Source organism: Brucella sp. NBRC 12950 (genome assembly GCF_030268145.1).
Lineage (GTDB): Bacteria > Pseudomonadota > Alphaproteobacteria > Rhizobiales > Rhizobiaceae > Brucella.
Map to the genome: position 1 here is coordinate 190,290 of NZ_BSQC01000008.1, position 15,076 is coordinate 205,365.

The window sequence follows — 15,076 nt, forward strand, 5'->3', positions numbered from 1 at the left end:
ACGATCCGGTGACGACATGCGCAAGAACAAGGACTTAAAGCGCATCATTTGGAAATGATAAAATGCGATACGCTTTAATGCATGATATGGGCTGTTTATAAGCCGCGTAAAGGATCGTTGACCCGCTTTCGGGACAATTACATGCGTAAGGTAAATGGCTTGCGCGCTGTCTGAGTTGAGAGATTTGAGAATGAGTGAAAGCAGCAACCAACCTTCTCCCGGTTCCGAGCCAGAGGAAACCCTCTTTGCTCCGCTTCTCAGGGTCAAGGGTGTGCTTATTGCCAGCATGGTGTTGGTGGTTTGCATCATGGTGCTGGAGTTGCCCTTGTGGTTTCGCATCCTTTTGATGGTTCTGGTCGTCGTTGGCGCCATCTGGGTCGCAAGCGCCACGCGCGATGACCCTGTTGAAGAAAAGCTGCAGGATGAACATCCCGTCAATGAAATGGCTGGTGTTTCCGGTGAGCGGCTTGCCGATCTTCTGACCGATCCGATGATTGTCTTTGATCAGCGTGGAACTGTACTGTTCGCAAATGCTGCAGCGCTCAGTGCCTTCCAGTCACTTGAAAAAGATACAGGTCTTTATCTGCGGTTTCGTGCTCCGGAAATGCACGCACTTATTCAAGGCGTGATTGCTGACGGCGAGCCGCGCAGCATAGACTATTTCGAGCGTGTGCCGATTGACCGCTGGTATAAGGCGATGGTGAAGGCTCTAAGGGATGCATCGGGCAAACCGGAACTTTTCGTTCTTCTGTTCCGCGATCAAAGTGAAACACGTCGCATCGACCGTATGCGTTCGGACTTTATCGCTAATGCAAGCCACGAGTTGCGCACACCGCTTGCCTCACTGCTTGGGTTCATCGAGACGCTACAAGGCCCGGCACGCAATGATGCAGGCGCACGCGAGCGCTTTCTGGGTATCATGCAGAAACAAGCCGAGCGCATGTCGCGTCTGATTGACGATCTGCTTTCTCTCTCTCGTTTGGAAATGCGCGCGCATTTGGCTGTGAGCGAATGTGTGGATATGACCGCTGTGCTCAACCACGTAGCCGACACACTGACACCTCTCGCCGCGGGTCTTGATGTCGTCATTGAGCGGCACTTCCCGGATCATCCGGTGAACGTGACTGGCACCAGAGATGAACTTATCCAGGTTTTCCAGAACCTCGTTGAAAATGCCTGTAAGTATGGGCAGGGCGGCAAGCGTATCATTCTAAGGCTGGACGAAGAGAGCAGCGAAAATGCCTCGGAAGTCGTAGCTTCGGTGCAGGATTTTGGTCCGGGCATTGCTGCCGAGCATCTCCCGCGGCTGACCGAACGCTTTTACCGTATCGATGTCGAAACAAGCCGCGCTCAAAAGGGAACCGGTCTGGGGCTTGCCATCGTCAAGCACATCCTCGCTCGCCATCGTGCCCGCCTTGTTGTGCGCTCGCAGCTTGGCGAAGGTTCTACCTTTATGGTCCGTCTGCCCAAGCGGGCGTAGGCAGATCATCCATGCTTCTTATAGCATTTCCAGCAAAAGTGCGAAGCGGTTTTGCGTCGGATAATGCGTAAAAACAAATAGTTACAGCGGCTCCAACGATTCTTTCTTAACTGGAACCGCTGTAACGGACAGTTGGGAGCCGCCTTGAGGAGAGAGAGCAAAGAAAAAACCCCGGAGCGGAAACGCTGCTGGGGTTTAAATTTATTGGACGCTGGTAAGGAGATTAGCGCGCGCGACGACGTTCCGCCGTCGGCTGGAAAGCCAGCTTCGAATGATAGCTGCAATACGGGCTGGATTCACCGGATTCACTGCCGCAGAAGTGGAAATCTTCATTGAGCGGATCGCCGATCGGCCACTTGCAGGTGCGCTCGCTGAGCTGCAGAAGTGTCAGCTTACGGGAGATTGGAACAACGACATCTGACGCTGGGCGTACGACGCGTTCTGTTACGGCATCTGCAACATACTCCATCTGAAGCGCGGTTGCGCCGACGGTCTGCGTGACAGTTGCTGTGCGAATGGTTGTGGTCGCCTGTGGGCGGCTTGCACCATTGCTATGGGTGGTTGCTGCAGGACGCGGGGTCGCTGCAACGGTATTTACTTTTTTACTGCGTGGGGCTGCGGTCGTGGTCTTACCACGACCCGAAAGCTTCAGGCGGTGCACTTTGCCGATCACTGCATTGCGGCTGACGCCGCCAAGCTGCGCTGCGATCTGGCTTGCACTCAAGCCTTCGTTCCATAATTTCTTTAGCAGTTCGACGCGCTCATCTGTCCAGTTCATCGCCCTGGGCTCCAATCAGTTTTCGTTATCCGGAATCCACCAGCGTCCCCGGATTGCTCCAGGCACAAACACTATATCTATCCGGGTGACTAGGTCCGCCGTACGAAATGTAGTTTTTTACTTTAAATAGAAACTACAATACCGAACGACTCCATGACAAGGGATAGCCTTGCCAGGCGGATTCCATTTTTATGGTTTTCCCCAACTTGGGTGCTAAAGACGGTTTTTCTGAGTCAGCTACGCGTATTTCGCGGGTGCATTTCAGAGGGATTTCCCGTCGGGGAAGACATCTGGCGTCTATATATCGACCCGATCTGCAAAATGCCACCCCTGCAACTGCATAGGTGCCATCTTAATCCCGTTCTTTATAATGTGAGCTTCCTGCATGAACTCATGCATAAAGATGCATGATTATCCGGGTGGGCTTTGATTGACATTTTTTTTTCGAGCGCCAATATACGCGCGGGATTAAATATTGCCGCCCTGAGGGCGGTTTTTTATTTCCGCCGGGAGGACCATGCAAAGACATGTGATCCCCGAACCCGCCAGTGAACGATTGCGTTCATGTGCGGGACATCAACACAATGGGAAACGCTGCCTGACCGGCCCTAGCCGGAGGCGCTGCATTTAAAAGGCTAATGGAGGCCTGACTGCAATGACCGACGTTACGACTGTGCAACCGCTCTACGACACTTACAATCGTGCGGCTCTGCGCTTCGAGCGAGGTGAGGGCATCTGGCTTATTACCGAAGGCGGCGACCGTTATCTCGATTTCGCAGCTGGCATCGCGGTTAACTCGCTGGGCCACTCCCATCCGCATCTGGTTAATACGCTTAAAGAGCAGGCTGACAAGCTCTGGCACCTGTCGAACCTCTATGAAGTTCCTGGTCAGGAAAAGCTTGGCAAGCGTCTCGTAGATGCGACTTTTGCGGACAAAGTATTCTTCACCAATTCCGGTGCTGAAGCGCTGGAATGCGCGATCAAGACCGCGCGCCGCTATCATTATGTAAACGGCAATCCTGAGCGCTTCCGCGTCATCACCTTTGAAGGTGCATTCCACGGCCGTACGCTGGCAACGATCGCTGCTGGCGGTCAGGCTAAGTATCTCGAAGGTTTCGGCCCGAAGGTCGAGGGCTTCGATCAGGTTCCATTCGGCGATGAAGCGGCGCTGCGTGCCGCAATCACCGAAGAAACTGCAGCAATTCTGCTTGAGCCTGTGCAGGGCGAGGGCGGTCTGCGCGGCTTCCCTGAAGAATTCATGCGTCTTCTGCGCAAGATCTGCGACGACAAGGGTCTTCTTCTGATCCTTGACGAAGTGCAGACCGGCGTTGGCCGTACCGGCAAGCTTTTTGCCCATGAGTGGTCGGGCATCACGCCAGACATCATGGCAGTCGCAAAGGGTATCGGCGGTGGCTTCCCAATGGGCGCTTGCCTTGCAACAGCAGAAGCTGCCAAGGGCATGGTGGCTGGCGTTCACGGCACGACCTACGGCGGCAACCCGCTTGCTATGGCTGTTGGCAATGCCGTGCTTGATGTCGTGCTTGCTGACGGCTTCCTTGAAAACGTGCAGGAAACTGCGCTGACCATGAAGCAGGGCCTTGCCTCGATCATCGATCGTTTTCCGAACGTCATTTCGGAAGTACGCGGTCGCGGCCTGTTGATGGGCATCAAGTGCGTGGTTCCTAACGTGAACCTTATTCAGGCTCTGCGTGATGAGCATCTGCTCAGCGTTGGCGCTGGCGACAATGTCGTTCGTATCCTGCCTCCGCTGGTTACGACGCCTGAAGAGGCCCGTGAAGCACTGGCACGCATTGAAGCGGCCGTTGAACGGCTTTCCGTCGCAAATCCGATCAGCAAGACGGCATAAAATCATGGCGAACAACGGTATCAAGCACTTCATCGATTTATCGACAGTTCCATCATCGGAACTGCGTGTCATCATGGAAGACGCCAAGGCCCGCAAAGCACGTCTGAAGGCTGGCGAGATCGAAAAGCCTTTCGCCGGCAAGGTTCTGGCGATGATTTTCGAAAAGCCGTCCACCCGTACCCGCGTATCGTTTGACGTCGGTATGCGTCAGCTCGGCGGTGAGACGATCATGCTCACGGGGTCGGAAATGCAGCTCGGTCGCAGCGAGACAATTGCGGACACCGCCAAGGTGCTTTCGCGCTATGTTGACGCGATCATGATCCGCACGACATCGCATGATCGTATGCTGGAATTGGCTGAATACGCGACTGTTCCAGTGATTAATGCACTGACCGACGACACACACCCTTGTCAGATCATGGCTGACGTTCTTACATATGAGGAACATCGCGGCTCGATCAAAGGCAAGACCTTTGCCTGGATGGGGGACGGTAACAACGTCCTGCATTCGCTTGTGGAAGCTGCGGCGCGTTTTGATTTCAACGTCAATATCGCAACGCCGGAAGGCAGCGAGCCGAAGCAGCAATATATTGATTGGGCAAAGGCAAACGGCGCGAAAATCCTGTCCACAGTAGACCCGGACAAGGCAGTGAACGGTGCAGATTGCATCGTCACAGACACCTGGGTTTCGATGGGGCAGGAAGATCACGCTCGCGGCCATAATGTTTTCATGCCCTATCAGGTCAATGCGCATCTGATGGCTAAAGCTGACCCGAAGGCACTTTTCATGCACTGCCTGCCCGCACATCGCGGCGAGGAAGTGACCGACGAAGTGATCGACGGCCCGCAATCGGTCGTATTCGATGAAGCTGAAAACAGGCTCCACGCCCAGAAGGCCATTCTGGCATGGTGCCTGCAAGGAGCATAATTTGGCTGACAAGACCAGCATTGAGCATAACGAAGAAGAAGTCGTTCAGATCGACCTGAATAACTTCGACTTCGCGGGCGATGACGCCGTTGTGCCCTTCCAGGTGGAAGGGCTCGACGTGCGCGGTCGCGCCGTTCAGTTGGGTGCAAGCATTGACGCTATTCTCAAGCGTCATAACTATCCGGAAACAGTTGCACGCCTGCTGGCAGAAGCGACTGTGCTCACGGTTCTGCTTGGCACGTCTCTGAAATTCGAAGGCAAGTTCATCTTCCAGACCCAGTCCGACGGACCTGTGGACATGCTGGTCGTGGATTTCCGTACACCGCGTTCGGTGCGTGCTTACGCGCGTTTTGATGCCGAGCGCGTCGCGGAAGCGGTGAGCGCAGGCAAGACACGTCCGGAAGAACTGCTTGGCCGTGGCACGCTTGCTTTTACGGTTGACCAGGGTTCCCACACGCAGCGCTATCAGGGCATTGTGGCTCTCGATGGATCTACGCTGGAAGAGATCGCACGCACCTACTTCCGTCAGTCTGAGCAGATTGCAACCGATATGAAGCTAAGCGTTGCAAAGCTCGTTGAGCGCGGCAGCGACGGCAAACTCGTCGAACGTTGGCGCGCCGGTGGCTTGATGATCCAGTTCTTGCCGGAATCCGAAATTCGTTCACGCATGCCGGACCTTCCGGGTGGCGATGGCGACGAAAACACAGTTGTTCTCGACCTTGAAGACGACGGCTGGGATGAAGCGCGCTCGCTGGTCGGCACGATTGAAAGTTCGGAACTGACCGACCCACAGGTTGGCTCGGAGCGTCTGCTTTATCGTCTGTTCCATGAGCGTGGCGTTCGCATCTATGAGGCGATCCGGGTTGTCGATGATTGCGCTTGTTCTCGCGAAAAGATCGAAGGCGTCTTTTCAAATTTCTCGGCTGAAGAAATTCTGGATAGCGTCGAGGATGGCAAGATTTCGGTTACGTGCGAATTCTGCTCCAAAACCTATGAGTTTGATCCTGCACAGTTTGCGAAATAAATAAGCGCATCCCAAAAAGCGCGACGCAGTTTTCGGGATAAGCGACAATAAAAAAAGGCGCTTCAAAAGAAGCGCTTTTTTAGTTCAGCGTGCGGCGGGCTTCTGGAATATCCAGCGAGAAAGCCGGAATATCGACTTCAAAGGCATTCCCGTCGGAAGCTTGCATTTGATATCGCCCAACCATGACGCCGGATGTCGTGCTCAAGGGGCAGCCTGAAGAGTATTGATAAGAGTCGCCGGGATTAAGCGTCGGCTGTTCGCCGATAACGCCTGCGCCCTGTACTTCTTCAATATGGCCATTGCCGTCTGTGATCTGCCAGTAACGCGAGCGCAACTGTACAGTCTGAGATGAATTGTTGGCGATTGTGATCCGGTAGCCCCAGACATAGCGGTTGTCTTCTGGCTCGGACTGGTCTTCGAGATAAAACGGTTCAGCCGTTACTTCGATACCCCGCGTTACCGCTTTGTACATACGCACCCGCCTTTGAATCGCATCAAGTCTACTTGTCTCACCTATCGCTAAAGTTGCGCGGGAGGTCAACGAGTTGATGCCGACAAATGCAGCGCAATTGCCGAAATGTTCCGGCAATTGCGTCGTTTATGCATCGTTTTGCGGTCGAAAGCTGCAAAATTAGACGATTTTTGTTATCGAGCGGCAGCTAGCGCTTCCAGCACATCCTCAACCAGATCATCCTGATCCTCGAGACCGACGGAGATACGCAACATACCGTCAGAAATACCGAGTTCCGCGCGGGCTTCGTCTGTGAGGCTCTGATGCGTGGTCGTGGCGGGATGAGTGATGATGCTCTTTGCGTCGCCCAGATTGTTGGAAATGCTGAAGACCTGCAGCGCATTTTCAAACTTGAACGCAGCTTCCTTGCCGCCTTCGAGTTCCAGCGCGATCAGCGTCGAGCCGCCGGTCATCTGCTTGGCGATGATGTCGGCCTGTGGGTGGTCAGCGCGGCCCGGATAAATGACCTGTTTCACACCTGCCTGACCGGCGAGCGCATCGGCAACGGCTGCAGCCGACTGCGTCTGCTGACGCACGCGAACACCGAGCGTTTCGAGGCCTTTGAGCATGATCCATGCATTAAATGGGCTCATACCCGGGCCGGTATGACGGAAGTAAGGCTGGAGAACTTCTTCAGTCCACTCCTGATCGGAAAGAATGATCCCGCCAAGACAACGGCCCTGACCATCAATATGCTTGGTGGTCGAATAGACGACAATATGCGCGCCGAGTTCCAGCGGCTTCTGGTAAAGTGGCGTTGCAAACACGTTGTCAACGATCAGCTTTGCGCCGATTTCATTGGCAATGTCTGCGACAGCAGCAATGTCGATCACTTCGAGCGTCGGGTTCGACGGGCTTTCGAGCAACATCACTTTGGTGTTCGGATGAACAGCTGCTTTCCAGTTTTCGATCTTCGAGCCGTCGATAATTGAGAACTCAACGCCATAGCGCGGCAGCAGCGTTTCAATAATGTAACGCGACGATCCAAAGACGGCGCGTGCGCAGATGACGTGTTCTCCAGCCTGTACCTGACAGAGAATGGAGGCGGCGACCGCCGCCATACCGGAGGTGAAGGCGCGCGCATCTTCGGCACCTTCAAGCGCACACATGCGCTTTTCAAACATTTCTGTGGTTGGGTTGGCATAACGCGAATAGATGAAACCCGGGTCTTCGCCTGTGAATCGCGCTTCAGCGGCTTCTGCCGTCGGGTAAAGAAAGCCCTGCGTCAGATAGAGGGCTTCGGACAACTCTGCAAAGCCCGAACGCAGCGATCCTGCATGAACGAGCTGAGTTGCCGGGCGTAACTTACGGGTAGTCTTATTCGTCATTTTTTTCCAACCTGTCGAAAGCTGGTCGGCCGGGGCCTGGAAATGCCTCGGCGGCCAATAAAAAACCGGCCTCGCGAACACGCAAAAGGCCGGTAACGAACCGCGGCCTTATTTTAGCGAATTCTTTAACGTGGCTGCAAGCCGGCCGGCCAAATCACCACGGAACACTTTTTCCTTATGCCTCTTGGGCAGGGTCGTCAATGCTTGGAAGGTCAGTTTTCAGGAAAAGAGCTGCCGGTGAAAGGTGCTTGGCCTCTGATTCCTGCGGAAAACCCCGAAACCAAGGGCTTTGAGGGTTGGCATCGGTGCTTAGAGCGGTCAATGGTCTTAGACCAATTTTAAGTAATTCACGGAGTTCAGTGGTATGACACAGAGGGAAGCAGGAATTCTGGCAGATGCGGATATTGCCGCGCTGTTTGAAAGCGGTTTGCTCAAATCTGCGCGTCCATTGGATGCCGATCAGATTCAGCCTGCAAGTCTCGACCTGCGATTGGGTGTGAAAGCCTATCGTGTGCGCGCATCCTTCATGCCCGGTCCGGGAACGCCGGTTATAGACAAGCTGGAACGTCTCAAGCTTCACGAGATCGATTTGACCGCAGGCGCGGTGCTTGAAACCGGCTGCGTCTATATCGTGCCATTGCTTGAAAGCTTGTCGCTTTCGCCGGAATTGTCTGCTTCCGCTAACCCGAAAAGCTCGACGGGCCGCCTTGATATTTTCACCCGCGTTATCGCCGATGGTGCGCAGGAGTTCGACAAGGTGCCTGCTGGCTATAATGGCCCGCTTTATCTCGAAGTCAGCCCACGAACTTTCCCGATTGTTGCACGCACCGGCTCGCGCCTGTCGCAAATCCGTTTTCGTCAGGGACGTGCCCAGCTGACTGAAGCAGAACTTGCAACATTGCATCAGAACGAAACGTTGGTGGCTGCAGAACAGCCAAATATCTCTGGTGGCGGCATCGCGCTGTCAGTTGATCTGTCGGGTGATAAAGACAAGCTGATCGGCTATCGCGGAAAGCATCACACAGCTGTTGTCGATGTCGATAAGCGAGCTGCCAATGACGTTCTCGACTTCTGGGAGCCGATCTATGATCGTGGGTCGCGTGAACTGGTGCTCGACCCGGATGAATTCTATATCCTCGTTTCGCGCGAAGCGGTGCATGTGCCGCCGCTTTTCGCAGCGGAAATGACGCCTTTCGACCCGCTGGTCGGTGAATTCCGTGTGCATTATGCAGGCTTCTTTGATCCGGGCTTCGGTCACACCGCTGCTGGTGGAACGGGAAGCCGTGCGGTTCTGGAAGTGCGCAGTCATGAAGTCCCGTTCATTCTCGAACATGGCCAGATTGTCGGCCGTCTTGTTTATGAGCATATGTTGAATCGCCCGAAGGCGCTCTATGGCATCGATTTGGGATCGAACTATCAGGCGCAGCAACTTAAGCTCTCCAAGCATTTCAGGTGATTGCGTTCTTCCTGATCCCGTTCGTATAAAGTGGGATGTGGTGGAGGACTGCTTAGGTGAGAAATGGGAAGGATGAGGTTCGGGAAATCATGACGGATGTGCCATCGCGCCGTCTGTCCGTGGGCATCGTTGCGTTGCCCGGTTTTACGCTGACGGCCCTCAGCCTGTTTCTCGACCCATTTCGCCTTGCAGCCGATGATCGTGATAAAAGCCGCCAGATCCGGTGTGCCTGGAAAATCTGCACATTGTCGGGCGATCCGGTTACATCCAGTTCCGGTATGGTGATTGAACCGACAGCACCCATCGGTGAGCTGGATGAGTGCGATTATGTGGCAGTTGTCGGCGGTTTGCTTGCGCAGTACCGCCCGCGTCAACAGGCTTTGATTGACCTTATCAAACGCGCCGATAAGCGCGGCAAGACCGTTGTGGGCCTTTGCACAGCGGCCTTTCTGCTGGCTGAGGGCGGCTTGCTTGATGACCGAAACTGTTGTGTCAGCTGGTTCCATCGTGATGATTTTCTCGATCTTTTCGATGGCCATACCGCTGATACGACAAGCCTTTTTCATCGCAGCGGACGGCACTATACCTGTGCGGGTGGCCTGGGCGCGGCATCACTTTCCCTTTCAATCATCCAGAATGAAATCTCCGAGGAGTTGGCACGTAAAAGCGCGTCCATTCTGATGATCCCTTATGAACTGGTGCGTTCTGAACAGCCGGCGTTGAGTTTCAATGGTGTGCGTTCACCGATGATCCGTAAGGCGATCCGCATTTTTGAGGAAACGCTGGAAGAGCCAGTTCCGATGATCGATGTTGCGCGCAAGCTCGGCATTTCGGTGCGTCAGATGGAGCGCGGTTTTCGTATGGCGGTGGGGCGCACGGCTTTTGAGGTGCGTGAAGAATTGCGCGTTAAAAAGGCGCGGGAGCTGCTGTCTGAAACCGGGCTATCGTTGCTGGAAGTGGCAGTCGCCAGCGGCTTTACGGATACGCGTAGCATGAACCGCTCGTTTGTGCGCCAGAAGCAGAAGCCGCCACGCGATTATCGCAAAGAACGCTGAATTTATGAGCTTACTTGCGAATCCTGCGCCGACGACCTATTTTCCGCGGCGAAACTGCCACTTTGGCAGGCGACCAAATGCTGGAGATTTGCATGTCTGATGGTGTGAACCGTTTTCTTGGCGATACGCCTGCACGCGTGCTGATCAAGCTTGTGCTGATCTCGCTGGTGGTTGGCGTGGTGATGAGCGCGTTCCATTGGACGCCTTACGATATCCTCTATGGCATCCGTGATTTTGTTCTGCGCCTTTGGAATATGGGCTTCTCTGCCATTGCAGGTTTTGCCGATTATCTCATCCTCGGTGCAGCCGTCGTCATTCCTGCCTTTATTTTGCTCCGTATCCTGAGCTACCGGAAATAATCAGAGCATTTCCTGCGAAAGTGCGAAGCGGTTTTGCGTAGGATAATGCGTAGTAAAAAGCCTTTCGGAAGCGGGAAATGCAAGACAACGACACTTTTAACCTTACCCGGCGTGGGTTTCTGATCCTCGCCGGTGGCGCTCTGGCTTTCGCGGCTTTGCCCGCGGGTTTTGCAAACGCTGCAGCAGACGTTGACCCGACCGAGCTCTTCAATCAGATCCGCAAGTCCAACGGTCTGCCGCTTATGTCAACCAACGGCAAGCTTGAGCAGGCAGCGCTTTATCAGGCACGTCGTATGGCGAGCCATGGCAAGATCGGCCACTCGGTCGGCTGGGGCAATGGGTTTGTTTCGCGGCTCAAACAGGCTGGTATTCGCGGTCCCGCTGCAGAAAATGTTGCCGCTGGACAGCCAAACACACAGGCCGTTTTCGATGCCTGGATGAAATCACCAGGGCATCGCAAGAATATGCTTGATCCGACCTTCGAGCATTATGGCCTTGCATGGGCGACGCCTGAAAACAATCCGCGTCGCCTATACTGGGCGATGATGCTCGGCCTCTGAATATTGTTGAACGCGCTCCTGACATAAGGCTGTCAGGGCTGCGACAATACGGTGGCCGAATTCACTGTCGTTTTGAATGATTCCAGAATAGAGCTTACCGATATTGCGACCGATATTCGAGGAAAGCCAGGGATCAGATGCTGCACGATCAGAGCATTGTTTCCAGACCATTTGAAGTGACCCATCGCATGGTGATGATGATCGCCGTGCCGATGACACTCGCCGCCGTCACTACGCCCTTGCTTGGGCTGGTGGATATGGGTGTGGTCGGTCAGATGGGGCAGGCCGAATTGATTGGTGGCCTTGCCATAGGCGCACTGGTTTTCGATTTTCTGCTGACCATGTTCAGCTTTCTGCGGTCCGGAACCACCGGGCTTGTCGCACAGGCGATGGGGGCAGGCGACAAGGCAGAAGAACAGGCAATCTTCTGGCGGGCTATCATTATAGCGATCGCTGCTGGCTTGCTGATGATCCTGAGCCTGCCGCTCGTGCTAACCGTTGCGTCTGATTTCATTCACCCGACACCTGCCACTCAGGAAGCGATGGTGACTTATGTGTCAATCCGGATGCTTTCGGCACCGGTGGCGCTTATTAATTATTCCGTACTGGGTCTGCTGCTCGGACGGGGGCAGGGTATTCTGGGCCTCAGCCTTCAGGTGCTAATTAACGGTATCAATATTATTCTCTGCATTGTGCTCGGGCTGGAACTTGGCTGGGGTGTGGCCGGTGTTGCATGGGCCACGGTTACGGGCGAAACTGTTGCGGCAATCATTGGCCTCACGCTTGTTGCGCGCCACTTCAATCGCACGACAGGACGCAGGCCTGATTGGGCCCGCATCTTTCAGAAAGAAGGCCTTGTGCGGATGGTTGCGCTTAACCGCGACATCATGATCCGCTCCATTCTGCTTTTGACAGCCTTTGCATTCTTCACCCGCGCGGGTTCAGAGCTCGGTCCGGTGACGCTGGCGGCAAACGCGGTTTTGATGAATTTCTTCCTCGTCTGCGGTTTCTTTCTCGATGGTATGGCCGCCGCAGTGGAACAGATCGTAGGCCGCTCGGTCGGTGCGCGCTATAGCCCGGCATTTGTTCGCGGTGCGAAACTCACCTTCGTTTGGGGGCTGGTCATGGCCAGCTTGATTGCATTCACTTTGCTGGTGTTTGGTGATGCGATTATCGACCTTCTGTCGAAGGCTTCCGATGTGCGTGATGAGGCGATCAAATATCTGCCATGGGCGGCATTAACCGGGCTCACCGGCCTGCTCGCATTCCATATGGACGGCGTTTACATCGGCGCAACATGGTCGCGCGATATGCGCAACATGATGTTCTTCTCGCTGATATTCTTTTTGGCTGTGCTTTATGCAGTAAAGCCCGTGATGGGAAATCACGGGCTTTGGCTGGCAATCAATCTGTTCCTATCGATCCGCGGCATCACGCTTCTGGCGTTGCTGCCACGGAGGTATAGAACGGAGTTTTTTAAAGCATGACCCCGAAAAGTGGGAACCAGTTTTCGGGGGGCATGCTCAGGAGAAGTTTAGTCAGGCAGACGGCGCGCGGCCCATTCCTTCGTGTCGCGGTCGCGCAGATCGGAAATGCTTGCCACGCCTTCGGTTTTGACGGCGTCTGAAAGTCCGCGCACGATTTCGGATGCGAGGCCGGGGCCACGATAGATCATGCCGGTGTAAAGCTGGATGAGATCAGCACCCGCCTTGATTTTCGCAAGGGCGGTTTCAGCACTATCGATACCGCCAACGCCGATCAGCGGCACGTCAGCGCCGATCCGCTCGCGCATACGTGCCAGAATAATCGTCGAACGCTCAAATAGCGGTGCGCCCGAAAGGCCACCTGTTTCTTCGCGGTTCTCCGTGCTGTTCAAACCGTTGCGCGAAAGCGTGGTGTTGGAAACGATAATGCCGTCAAGCTTCTGCTCAAGCGCTTCTGCCGCAATATCGTCGAGTTCTTCGTCGCTCAGATCAGGCGCGATCTTGAGGAAAACCGGACGCTTCAGCGTGCACATCTTGCCTTCTTCATCGCGGGCAGCAAGCACACGGGAGAGCAGCTCGCGCAGCGCATCGCGGGATTGCAAATTGCGCAGGCCCGGTGTGTTGGGCGAAGAGATGTTCACGGTGAAATACCGCGCCAGCTGATAGAACTTGCGAATACCAGCTACATAATCGCCGATGCGGTCTTCAGCATCCTTGTTGGCACCGATATTAACGCCGACAATGCCGCTTTTGCCAGCGCGCTGCGAAAGGCGCTTGAACGCTGCATCGTGGCCTTCATTGTTGAAGCCAAGACGATTGATCACAGCGCGATCGTCCACGAGACGGAAAATACGCGGGCGCGGATTACCACTCTGCGGACGTGGCGTGATGGTGCCGACTTCGGTAAATCCAAAGCCGATCTTCAAGAGTGCATCAGGAACTTCGGCATTCTTGTCGTAACCGGCTGCCATGCCGACTGGATTTGGAAACTGCAGACCTGCAATTTTAACCGAAAGTGCGGGGTCATGTGGACGGCTGCAGGTGACAATACCAGTTTTCAGCCCTGCGATGGACAGACCATGCGCTTGCTCGGCGTCGAACGTAAACAATGCACGTCGCCCAAAAAGTTCAAAAAGCCCGCTCATTTGTCCTCAAGCTCCGGGAAGATATGGAGACCATCTTTGTCGAGCGGCAATGGCTCGACCTTAATCACTGCCGATAGTGGCAGCATTGCATAAAGGTGCGGAAACAATGCCCCGCCGCGCGAGGTTTCAAATTTCAGCGCATCGCCCAGAGCGGCTGTATCTACGCTTACCAGCAGCAGATCCGTTTGCCCGGCAAAATGTTTGGCGGCTGTTTCGCGCACCTGTTCACTGGTGGAGAAATGGATATAGCCATCGGCAATATCAACGGGTGCCCCGGTAAAATTGCCAGCCTCTTCTGCCTGCGCCCAGAGATCGCGCGGGGCGATCTTGTAGATGGTCGTTTTGGTCATGGCGGCTCTCTAGCCCGAATTTATCAGAAAATCAAAGCATGACTTGTTCGTTTTTCGCGCATAGCTCCCATATGATGGGGGTAGGCTCTAGCGCATCCCGAAAAGTGCAAAGCAGTTTTTGGATAAGATGCGCGAAGAAATAGAGCGCATCCGGAAAAGTGTGAAGCGGCTTTCGGACGAGATGCGCTTAAACAGGCTATTAAGGAGAGAGAACCATGTCTGGCAAAAACATGCCGTTGTTTCGCACACTCGCCACGGTTTCACTTCTTGGGACCGGCTTTATTGCCAGCAGTGCTTATGCGCAGGAAAATGGCCGCTATCGCCTTGAAGGCACGGAAACCGGCTATGTGCGGCTTGATACGCGAACGGGTGCGCTTTCAGTCTGCAATGAGCATCAGGGGCAGCTTGTCTGCAAGATGGCAACCGAAGACCGCGAGGCTTATGAGAACGACATTTCCGATCTGCAGGACCGCGTGAAAAGGCTTGAGGATAAGCTTGCAGCAGTTCAGTCGGGTGCTGCATCTGCTATGCCGTCAAAGCTGCCGTCCGATGCAGAGTTCGAACAGTCGCTTGGTTATATGGAACGCTTCATGCGCCGCTTCATGGATGTCGCAAAGAGTTTTGACAGTGAGCCTGAGAAGCCGGCGAATGGTGCACAACAGTAGGCCTGTCGTTATTTAGTAGTGCTTGCGTGTTTTGCCTGAAAATGCTTGCCTTCCCTAGTCTACTTTACCAATAAAGGGGGGTGGCA

The 15,076-nt window shown here is 54.6% G+C and carries 15 protein-coding genes and 1 riboswitch; of the genes, 10 read left to right on the plus strand and 5 right to left on the minus strand.

What is annotated here, in order from left to right:
• Positions 1–190: 190 nt before the first annotated feature.
• Positions 191–1,480, plus strand: coding sequence for an ATP-binding protein (locus tag QSJ70_RS15120; RefSeq protein WP_285537534.1), 1,290 nt, complete (start codon positions 191–193; stop codon positions 1,478–1,480).
• A 223-nt stretch (positions 1,481–1,703) separates the two neighbouring features.
• On the opposite strand, the gene QSJ70_RS15125 is transcribed toward QSJ70_RS15120, so the two are convergent.
• On the minus strand, positions 1,704–2,258 hold the full coding sequence (locus QSJ70_RS15125; protein WP_007873500.1) for a GcrA family cell cycle regulator: 555 nt from the start codon (positions 2,256–2,258) through the stop codon (positions 1,704–1,706).
• 655 nt (positions 2,259–2,913) lie between these two features.
• Here QSJ70_RS15125 and QSJ70_RS15130 point away from each other — a divergent pair.
• Genes QSJ70_RS15130 through QSJ70_RS15140 form a run of 3 tightly spaced genes read left to right on the plus strand, consistent with a single transcriptional unit; the run spans position 2,914 to position 6,077 of the window.
• Complete coding sequence (locus QSJ70_RS15130; RefSeq protein WP_064320155.1) at positions 2,914–4,125, plus strand: aspartate aminotransferase family protein; 1,212 nt, start codon at positions 2,914–2,916, stop codon at positions 4,123–4,125.
• 4 nt (positions 4,126–4,129) lie between these two features.
• Entirely contained in the window at positions 4,130–5,053 is a 924-nt protein-coding gene (gene argF / locus QSJ70_RS15135) for an ornithine carbamoyltransferase (RefSeq protein ID WP_007873502.1), read from the plus strand.
• 1 nt (position 5,054) lies between these two features.
• A complete protein-coding gene (locus tag QSJ70_RS15140) occupies positions 5,055–6,077 on the plus strand; it encodes an Hsp33 family molecular chaperone (protein ID WP_285537537.1) in 1,023 nt (340 codons plus the stop codon).
• Positions 6,078–6,156: 79 nt separating this feature from the next.
• Here QSJ70_RS15140 and apaG read toward each other — a convergent pair whose 3' ends face one another.
• Together apaG and QSJ70_RS15150 are read right to left on the minus strand one after the other, a co-directional pair.
• A complete protein-coding gene (gene apaG / locus QSJ70_RS15145; protein WP_064320158.1) occupies positions 6,157–6,549 on the minus strand; it encodes a Co2+/Mg2+ efflux facilitator ApaG/CorD in 393 nt (130 codons plus the stop codon).
• Between the two features lie 173 nt (positions 6,550–6,722).
• Complete coding sequence (locus QSJ70_RS15150; protein ID WP_285537541.1) at positions 6,723–7,916, minus strand: O-succinylhomoserine sulfhydrylase; 1,194 nt, start codon at positions 7,914–7,916, stop codon at positions 6,723–6,725.
• A gap of 90 nt (positions 7,917–8,006) precedes the next feature.
• A riboswitch (SAM riboswitch) is annotated at positions 8,007–8,087 on the minus strand.
• A gap of 193 nt (positions 8,088–8,280) precedes the next feature.
• Here QSJ70_RS15150 and QSJ70_RS15155 point away from each other — a divergent pair.
• From QSJ70_RS15155 to QSJ70_RS15175, 5 genes are all read left to right on the plus strand, one after another.
• Positions 8,281–9,372, plus strand: coding sequence for a 2'-deoxycytidine 5'-triphosphate deaminase (locus QSJ70_RS15155; RefSeq protein WP_007873506.1), 1,092 nt, complete (start codon positions 8,281–8,283; stop codon positions 9,370–9,372).
• An 89-nt stretch (positions 9,373–9,461) separates the two neighbouring features.
• A complete protein-coding gene (locus tag QSJ70_RS15160; protein ID WP_064320160.1) occupies positions 9,462–10,427 on the plus strand; it encodes a GlxA family transcriptional regulator in 966 nt (321 codons plus the stop codon).
• Between the two features lie 92 nt (positions 10,428–10,519).
• Positions 10,520–10,786 (plus strand): DUF6460 domain-containing protein, encoded by a 267-nt coding sequence (locus QSJ70_RS15165; RefSeq protein WP_007873508.1) that lies wholly within the window; start codon positions 10,520–10,522, stop codon positions 10,784–10,786.
• Between the two features lie 77 nt (positions 10,787–10,863).
• Positions 10,864–11,346, plus strand: coding sequence for a CAP domain-containing protein (locus tag QSJ70_RS15170; protein WP_285537546.1), 483 nt, complete (start codon positions 10,864–10,866; stop codon positions 11,344–11,346).
• A 137-nt stretch (positions 11,347–11,483) separates the two neighbouring features.
• A complete protein-coding gene (locus tag QSJ70_RS15175) occupies positions 11,484–12,833 on the plus strand; it encodes an MATE family efflux transporter (RefSeq protein WP_113158897.1) in 1,350 nt (449 codons plus the stop codon).
• Positions 12,834–12,880: 47 nt separating this feature from the next.
• Here QSJ70_RS15175 and QSJ70_RS15180 read toward each other — a convergent pair whose 3' ends face one another.
• A complete protein-coding gene (locus QSJ70_RS15180; protein WP_285537549.1) occupies positions 12,881–13,975 on the minus strand; it encodes a quinone-dependent dihydroorotate dehydrogenase in 1,095 nt (364 codons plus the stop codon).
• Positions 13,972–14,325, minus strand: a complete 354-nt coding sequence (locus QSJ70_RS15185) for a DUF952 domain-containing protein (RefSeq protein ID WP_285537551.1) — start codon at positions 14,323–14,325, stop codon at positions 13,972–13,974. Before QSJ70_RS15185 ends, QSJ70_RS15180 begins: the two co-directional genes overlap by 4 nt.
• Before the next feature lie 215 nt (positions 14,326–14,540).
• Between QSJ70_RS15185 and QSJ70_RS15190 the strand changes: the two genes are divergently transcribed.
• The gene (locus QSJ70_RS15190) at positions 14,541–14,990 is read left to right on the plus strand and encodes a hypothetical protein (RefSeq protein WP_064320164.1); all 450 of its coding nucleotides are present in this window, start codon (positions 14,541–14,543) and stop codon (positions 14,988–14,990) included.
• The last annotated feature ends 86 nt before the right edge of the window (positions 14,991–15,076 follow it).